Annotated in this window: 8 protein-coding genes; 4 read left to right on the top strand and 4 right to left on the bottom strand. The window is 52.8% G+C overall.

What is annotated here, in order from left to right:
* Positions 1-129 precede the first annotated feature (129 nt).
* From VB741_RS14190 to VB741_RS14180, 3 genes are read right to left on the bottom strand one after another with little or no spacing between them, the layout of a single operon-like run.
* The gene (locus tag VB741_RS14190) at positions 130-1506 is read right to left on the bottom strand and encodes a hypothetical protein (RefSeq protein ID WP_323365839.1); all 1377 of its coding nucleotides are present in this window, start codon (positions 1504-1506) and stop codon (positions 130-132) included.
* Between the two features lie 45 nt (positions 1507-1551).
* On the bottom strand, positions 1552-1965 hold the full coding sequence (locus VB741_RS14185) for a VOC family protein (protein ID WP_323365838.1): 414 nt from the start codon (positions 1963-1965) through the stop codon (positions 1552-1554).
* 26 nt (positions 1966-1991) lie between these two features.
* On the bottom strand, positions 1992-2501 hold the full coding sequence (locus VB741_RS14180) for a TIGR02652 family protein (RefSeq protein WP_323365837.1): 510 nt from the start codon (positions 2499-2501) through the stop codon (positions 1992-1994).
* A gap of 340 nt (positions 2502-2841) precedes the next feature.
* On the opposite strand from VB741_RS14180, the gene VB741_RS14175 reads away from it, so the two are divergent.
* From VB741_RS14175 to VB741_RS14160, 4 genes are all read left to right on the top strand, one after another.
* The gene (locus VB741_RS14175) at positions 2842-3402 is read left to right on the top strand and encodes a gamma carbonic anhydrase family protein (RefSeq protein ID WP_323365836.1); all 561 of its coding nucleotides are present in this window, start codon (positions 2842-2844) and stop codon (positions 3400-3402) included.
* Positions 3403-3549: 147 nt separating this feature from the next.
* Positions 3550-4497 carry a serine hydrolase gene (locus VB741_RS14170; RefSeq protein WP_323365835.1) on the top strand — a complete coding sequence of 316 codons (948 nt, stop codon included), beginning with the start codon at positions 3550-3552 and terminating at the stop codon, positions 4495-4497.
* Between the two features lie 130 nt (positions 4498-4627).
* A complete protein-coding gene (locus VB741_RS14165; RefSeq protein ID WP_323365834.1) occupies positions 4628-6094 on the top strand; it encodes a RecQ family ATP-dependent DNA helicase in 1467 nt (488 codons plus the stop codon).
* 661 nt (positions 6095-6755) lie between these two features.
* Entirely contained in the window at positions 6756-7340 is a 585-nt protein-coding gene (locus tag VB741_RS14160) for a PTPA-CTERM sorting domain-containing protein (RefSeq protein ID WP_323365833.1), read from the top strand.
* On the opposite strand, the gene VB741_RS14155 is transcribed toward VB741_RS14160, so the two are convergent.
* Complete coding sequence (locus VB741_RS14155; protein WP_323365832.1) at positions 7341-7514, bottom strand: hypothetical protein; 174 nt, start codon at positions 7512-7514, stop codon at positions 7341-7343.
* Positions 7515-7700: the final 186 nt, after the last annotated feature.

Below are 7700 nucleotides of genomic sequence, written 5' to 3'. Positions count from 1 at the left end.
CACCAAATCGGCGCTTAAACTTTTGGACGCTTAGGGTTTGGGTTGCTTCGTAGTTCATCTGCCTGACATGGAAACAGTGAACTAAAATCCTCTAATGTACCATGAAATCTATTATGCAAGAGGTCTATTCTACTGGCGCAGTTTCCAATTCTGGCCCTGCTGGTGTAAAACCTGCTGTAAATGGTCAATTGTAATCGGGTCATTGCCGGCTAGGCTGCTCGTCATCTGACCAATGTCGAGAATCTGTTGCGGTGAAAGTGCTAAGGCTTCAGCCAGGGCTGCCCAACGGACTTTACCCATGGATTTAACGCCCTGGGGAAAAGACTGGTGCCACAGTTGTAAACGTAAGTCAGCATCAGGCATGGGGATATGGAGCACCGTGAGCCGTTGTCGCCACTGGGGACGCACCAGGTGGCTATGGCTAACGGTGAAGATGATGTGGGCGGATGTATGCGTCAGCCAGTTATGGAGGGCAGCGCGATCGATCGCTGCATTTCGTCCCAGCCAATGGTGGGCTGATGGGATCAGCACCAATGGATACTTAATTTGGGTTAATTTGGCCAGACAAGTTTGCCAGTCTTGGGGAGAATATTGGGCTAAGTCGAGGATGTGGAGGGGGAGTTTCAGGTGGTTGGCGAGTGCGATCGCAACCCGCTCTTTCCCCACCCCCTGCTCCCCCACCAGCAGCAACCTAGACTGGGGCTGAGCCGTTACCAACTGCAACTGCTGCTTGAGGGCATCGGCCAGTACCAGCTCTGACCACAGCACCCGCTGCCGACACCGTTGGACAAACTTATCGGCCATCACAAACTTTAGCGGCCAGGCCGGATCTGGATGCTCAGCCAATAAGTAATCCACCCACTCAGGAGCCAGCTGCAATTGACTCTCTAACAATGTCGCTGCTCCCCCGACACGATGCAACACCCGGCGCTGTAGCAATGATTGGGGCCCTGTCAACAGTACCCGAGCCCGTCGGCGTTCTGCATCATTGTGACACAGCACCCGCAACGCCAGTTCCACCGTAGGTAAGGCCCCCGCCATGCAGTGGGTGCCCGTTTGCAAATAGTGGTACAGCTTGCCATAGCGCACCTGCACTTCCGGAGCCAGCACCATCAGCACCAGCTTCTTTTCAAACAAACTTAGCCCCAGTAACGACTGCATCGTTGGCAGGCCCAAGGCAATCTTCTTCGCCCGACTGAGTAGGATGCGATTGTCTAAGGTTTTTTGATAGCCCAGCACCGGATGTCCAGGCCCTTGCTCGCCTGCTGGGCCGCCCGCTTGGCCACTAGCCTGGGGAGCAACGTCATCATACGCCCGATTTTTAACCGCAATTAGCCCCTGCCACCAGTCACTCGTCGCCCGATCAGAGGGTGTTTTCGCCACCCGATTGACCGCCTTCAAATTTTTTCGCTGCTGCGCCACCGTCACCAGCAGCATCCGCTCTAACCAGGTTAGCTCGGTCTCCAAGTAGGCCCAATTGTTTGCGAACGGAACACCAAAACCCATGTATTACTTCAGGCAATAATTACTGCAGGTCGCGACTTGAAGCAGCTACTTCAAGCAACGTAGAAACTCAAGCGGTAGCCCATCAGCATCAGCAATAAACGCCACCTCATAAACCCGATTTCCAATCATTTGCTGGCGAGGTTCCAGGAGTACGGTGAGCGCCGTATCCCGCGAAACCGCATGCTGCTGGAGTTGCTCGAGCCAGGCGGGTAAACTTTGCGCCCTCTGGGTCAGGTCAAACGATAGGTGATAGTAGCCCGTATAGTGCTCATCACTAAAGGCATCCGCCGCCGGTTTTGGCTCCGGTACCTGAATCAGCTCAATCCGGCCCCCCAGCCCTTCCATCCAACAGGCCAGGGTAATACCAGCCGTAAAGCGTTCCACCACCTCAAACCCCAACAGCTCATAAAAAGCCATGGCCCGGTGAATATCCGCCGTTCGAATCGACGCATGGTGCATGGTATTCCTATCGCTAAATCAGGGATCTACTCAAAAAACTTCAAATATCGATAGTCCTTCGGTACACCCGGTTCTTTTTCCAAATCAAAATTGATCACTTCCCACTGGGGTACCTCTTGCGATGACGGGCTAAACACCACTGGCAATCCATATAGTTTGGGTGTTCCCTTTTCTCCTTGTCCCCGCCAGGGAGCCGTGTACTCAAGATAAGACTTCACCAAGGGGCGATAGCGCTCGGCAATAATCACCCGGGTCGCCCGATAGCCTTCGGTATAGAGTCGGTCCAGCGCCTCATGAATCTCAAACCGAATGCCATCTGGATGGGTGTGCTGTCGGTACCAGTCCCCCTCCCATTGCCGCCAGTGGCGACCCGATTGCACATGGACTAAATCCCGAGAATCGAGACTTACCTCAAAGGCACCGTGACGGGTACATAGGTAGCTATCCGTCAGCGTCAATGCCGGAATCGTCTGTCGACAGTGGGGGCATTTTATTTCTGGCCCGTAAAACGGATACTGAGAAGCAGAATTTATCATGCGGGTTTAGTAAAACATGTATGCCCAGGCTGGATATGCCTGTCTCAACCACCCCAACGTTGAGACCAGGAAAACCAATGCCATATAAGGCGGCACGTCAAAAACAAGGCCAGTTAGACTTGCGATCGCCTGAGCCATGCTACCAATTTAAAGGATGAACCGAGGTAGCAAAAGCCCACCATGCGAGGATTTTATAAAAAAATCACCCCAAGGAGCAGCAACGCTCGCCTTATTATAACGGGAGGTCAAAGGACGGCACTTTAACCCTGACATACATATTCCAGCATTATTCCAGCGAGTTTTGTCCATTCTGATGTTGATCGTCAGGCAGTCCTAGTCAATGGTAGATAATTCCGTGCTCAACCCCACCCCTGTCGACCCCGCCCCAGATGGCTTTTGGCCTGCACCCGACCTCTCCCAAGCCGCCTTCATCGCCCCTAACGCTACGGTCATAGGCCGTGTAGAGGTCCATCCCGGCGCCAGCATTTGGTACAACGCCGTGGTCCGAGGGGACGTCGAACTGATCCGCATTGGTGCCCACAGCAATGTCCAAGACGGGGCCATTCTCCACGGCGACCCCAACCTCCCCACCATCCTCGAAGACTATGTCACCATCGGTCATCGCGCCGTGGTCCACAGCGCCCACATTGAGCGGGGCTGTCTCATCGGCATTGGGGCGATCATTCTCAACGGTGTCCGCGTCGGTGCAGGTAGCATCGTGGGTGCAGGCGCAGTCGTCAACAAAGACGTCTCCCCAGGGTCCCTGGTGGTGGGAGTGCCGGGCAGAGTTTACAAGACCCTGACCCCGGAAGAGATGGAGGACCTGATCGACCATGCTAAAAAGTATGAGCAGTTGGCCCTGACCCATGACGGGAAAGGGACCAGTTTGGGGTTTGTGTAGGGCAAGCCAATTTTGCGTTGTGTAGAAATTGGCTTGTCTAAGCTGGCTGAATATCTTGCTGCGTATTTTCAGTTCAAGGACTCCGCCAAGGTATAGCAATATAAAAAGCGGACACCTTAAAACTAAGCCATCAAACCGCCCTCCCCCATGACCGCTAAATTTTTCCAAACCGACGATAGTCTCCAGAAAAACCTCCACCAGGTGCTCGATCTTACTTGGGCTCGCTTTCCAGCCCTAGCCCAAAACCAGATTGCCGTCACCTGGCTAGCCTACGAGCCCCCCTACATCGTCAATACGGGGGGTGCGTTGAGTGCCGATGACTTCTGGCAGCAGCGGCCAAAGGGGGCCAGTTATCGGGGGGTAGAACGGATTTATCCCGCTAGCGTGATCAAACTGTTTTACCTGGTGGCAATCCATGAATGGATTGAGCGGGGCATGACCCAGACCAGTCCGGAACTAGAGCGAGCTATGCGCGATATGATTGTGGACTCTAGCAATGACGCCACAGGCTATGTGATGGACGTCCTCACCGGCACCACCAGCGGGCCAGAGCTGCCCCCTGGCCCCTTTGAAACCTGGAAACATCAGCGGGACCTGGTCAATCGCTATCTCAAAACCCTAAATTGGCCAGAGCTAGCCACCGTCAATGCCAACCAAAAAACCTGGTGCGATGGTCCCTACGGGCGTGAGCGAGCCTATCTGGGGGACGGATACGAAAATCGTAATATGCTCACCACCGAGGCCTCGGCTCGATTACTCCACAGCATTGTGGGGGGTGTGGCGGTGAATGCGGCCCGGTGTCAGAACATGATGCGGTTTATGACCCGAGACCTCGAGCCTAAGGTGCTAGCGGCTGATCCAGAAAATCAAGTCACTGGCTTTTTAGGGGCAGGCGTACCGGTCGAGAGCCAGGTTTGGTCCAAGGCCGGACTCACGAGCAAGGTGCGCCATGATGCCGCTTACATTGAAGCCGATGGGGCCCATCCTTACTTGCTGGTGGTCTTCACTGAGGGTGCTGAACATAGCCATAACGAAGACATTTTGCCCTTTGTATCAGCTCAGATCTTGGCGGCAATGCATAGGATTGGGATATAACGAGAGGATTTTCATCCAGTCCTCGCCGTCTAGACCGATACGCGAGTCCCCTTCGCCAGCCAAGGTTTCACAACTCCGCGCTAGGACCGTTGCCATTGGGCATGCTAACTCTAGCTTTTAGGGTGCATTGATGGTTACGAAAACAGCATGGCAGCAGGTGGAAACCAGCTTTAAGCAAATCTGGGGGTATGATAGTTTTCGGCCACCCCAGGGCGAGGTGATCCGTACGTTAATGGCCAAGCGGGATGCTCTAATCGTGATGCCGACTGGTGGTGGTAAATCCATCTGTTTTCAGTTACCGGCCTTGTTACAAACGGGGGTGACTTTAGTGATTTCTCCTCTGGTGGCTCTGATGGAGGATCAGGTTCAGGAGCTGAAACAACGACAGTTGGCTGCGGAGAGAATTCACAGTGCCCTAGCCAACTATGAAAAACAGAAGATATTACAACAGGTTCAACAGAATCGACTGCGCCTACTTTATCTGTCGCCAGAGACTCTTTTAAGTAAAAAGGTATGGGAAGCACTGTGTCAGCCCCAGGTGATGATCAACGGTCTAATTTTGGATGAGGCCCATTGCCTGGTGCAGTGGGGCGACACGTTTCGACCGACCTATCGACGGCTGGGTGCGGTTAGACCCGCTCTGTTGAAATATAAGCCTGCGGGCACAAAGCTGCCGATTGCGGCCTTTACGGCTACAGCCAACCCCACCGCACAACAAACTATTTGTGAGGTATTACAACTGCAACACCCTAAGGAGGTGAAGCTAAGCCCTTATCGGCCCAACCTGAATCTAGCGGTGAAAGTAGTTTGGACACCCCGTGGTCGGCGGCAGGCATTATTGAACTTTGTTAAAGCGTATCCGTCCCAAGCGGGGTTGATCTATGTGCGTACTCGACGCACAGCGGAAGAGTTGGCCCAATGGCTACGGCCAAAAGGCTTTTCGGTAGAGGCTTACCATGCTGGGCTAGGGAGTGAATCACGGCGGCACATTGAGGCTGAATGGTTAGGGGAGCGCTGCCAGTTTGTGGTGTGTACGAGCGCTTTTGGCATGGGCATCAACCATCCTCGGGTGCGCTGGGTATGCCACTACCATGCGCCGAGTACGTTGAGTGAGTACGTTCAAGAGATTGGCCGTGGAGGTCGAGATGGGAAACCGGCGGATGCGCTCACATTGGTGAGTGAGCCGACGGGGTGGCTGGATGGGGAGGATAAACGGCGCTGGCAGTTTTTTGCGGACAGTGAACGCAAGCTAGAGCGGGAGGCGAAGCAGTTGGTGAAGTCCTTATCTGCAACTGGTAATATTGATCAGGTGTTGCGGCGGCATAGGGAAGCGGCGACGGCGTTGGCGTTGTTGCATAGTCAGGGGCAGCTGACTTGGGAAGATCCGTTTCATTATCGGTTGCAGGTGGGGCAGTCGCAGCACCATCGTGAGACTTTTGATAGTGTGAAGGACATGAGGCAGTATCTTTTTGGTCGGAACTGTCGTTGGCAGAAACTTTTAGTGCAGTTTGGCTGTGAGACCGAAGCACGAGGTATGCAATGTGGTCATTGTGATAATTGTCAAAAATCAGAAAAACGTTTGATCATGGGGTGTTGAGGTTCCTGCCGTGCTCTGACCCAGCCGCGTCGGACCCAATCGTACAAAGTTGGGGCTGGCATGTGTAGTGAAGCCGCCAGGTGTTGTCAAAAAACGACGCCATCTCTCTCAGTATTCATAATCCCTTTTTCTTGTAGTTTTTTGTGTAGTTTTTTAAAGTTAGAATTTTGCTCTTTTGGTGACTTTAGTTCTGTTGTAGATTGGGCGTGTCATTTAAGCCAGGAAACTCTAGATCGGTAAGGAGTCAGGAGCCAGGAGTCAGAATCAAAGCAGGGAATGGATTCTGACTCCTGACTTCTAGATTCTAACCCCGCAGTAATTTCCTGATTTAAGTTGATCGCCTTGTAGATTGATTTAGATTTAAGCTGATCTACTTATATTTCTACTCTGATGGGCTACAAGCTTAACCCGCCGGAGTAGTGTTCCTTCGTGCATCAATTTTCTGTTCCTCTCGATAGGGGCTGTATAAATGTCATCGTCTGTAGAGATCTGAACAGTGTTGGACAAAGTTCAGGGCTACTATTTCAGGGCTAAGACATTGTTCTGGCCTGTGGGTTAGGCGTTTGCACGCTTGCACGCTTCTGTGCACGCTTGCACGCTTCTGTGCACGCTTGCACGCTTCCTTCTAAACCTTCCCTTTATCACTTCTTGAGGATTGTAGATGACCAAAAATATATGGTTGAAAGTGGCGCTTACGGGGGCATTGTTACCGAGCATAACTCAACTCATTTCTGCCGCTCCCGCTCAGGCCTTCTCTCTGACGAAGAATTCGTCGGGGCAGGTGGTGAGCATCCGCGACTTGGATGTGGGAGGCGAGGCTTTTGATGTTAGTTTCGCGAGGGGGAGCTTTGACGACTTATTTCCTGTGGCTTCTGGGTCTGGTTTTGTTAATTTTTTGGGCAATCCGGCGGGTGCCGAGTCGGCGGCGGCGGCCATTATAAACGCTTTGGGTCTGGACTCTGTATTGGCGGCCCAATCCTCCTCCATCACAAATCGTAGCGATGTCTTCTATGTTCCTTTTTCACGTGGTGTTCCCACTGCTTCGGTTTTTCAATTTTTTGGGGATCCTCTTGGGCTAAATAGTGTGGATGAAAATAGGAGGGGTAATACAGCGCGTTCTGAGTCCTTGGTTTTCGCCCAGTTCTCCCCCGCGGCGGTCCCCACCCCGGCCCTTCTTCCAGGCCTCATTGGCATGGGCGTCGCTGCCCTGCGCAAACGCAACTTAGCACAGTCTGACGAAGCTTAGTCAACCCATCGCAGCAGCCCCATTCGCTGTGACAAAGACATGACAGGCCTTAGAGCCATACCAGCTACCCAATGGGTCTACCTGGTACACCTCTAATTTCAACCCCAATTGTCCCGAATCGTTGGCTTCAGCGTCGGCTTTAGATGGTTTCGCTGGCTTGGCGGTTAGCTGCATAGCTTTAAGAAAACGAGTCCTCCAAGTTTTGCGGGGTCTCGTTTTTTTTCGTTTGACCGGGCGTAACTACTCAGGCTTAAAAAATTAGAGAGTTTTCCCAGGTTACAGAGATTATCAGCTAGCGTAATCCAAATATAGGAATTGGTAACCTCCTTGAGCAAGCCCAAGGGTCGCATCAAACTCAGT

This window comes from Leptothoe sp. PORK10 BA2, from assembly GCF_034932105.1.
Classification (GTDB): Bacteria; Cyanobacteriota; Cyanobacteriia; order Phormidesmidales; family Phormidesmidaceae; genus Leptothoe.
The sequence above is the reverse complement of the archived record's forward strand: the minus strand, read 5'-3'. Positions and strand labels throughout refer to the sequence as shown.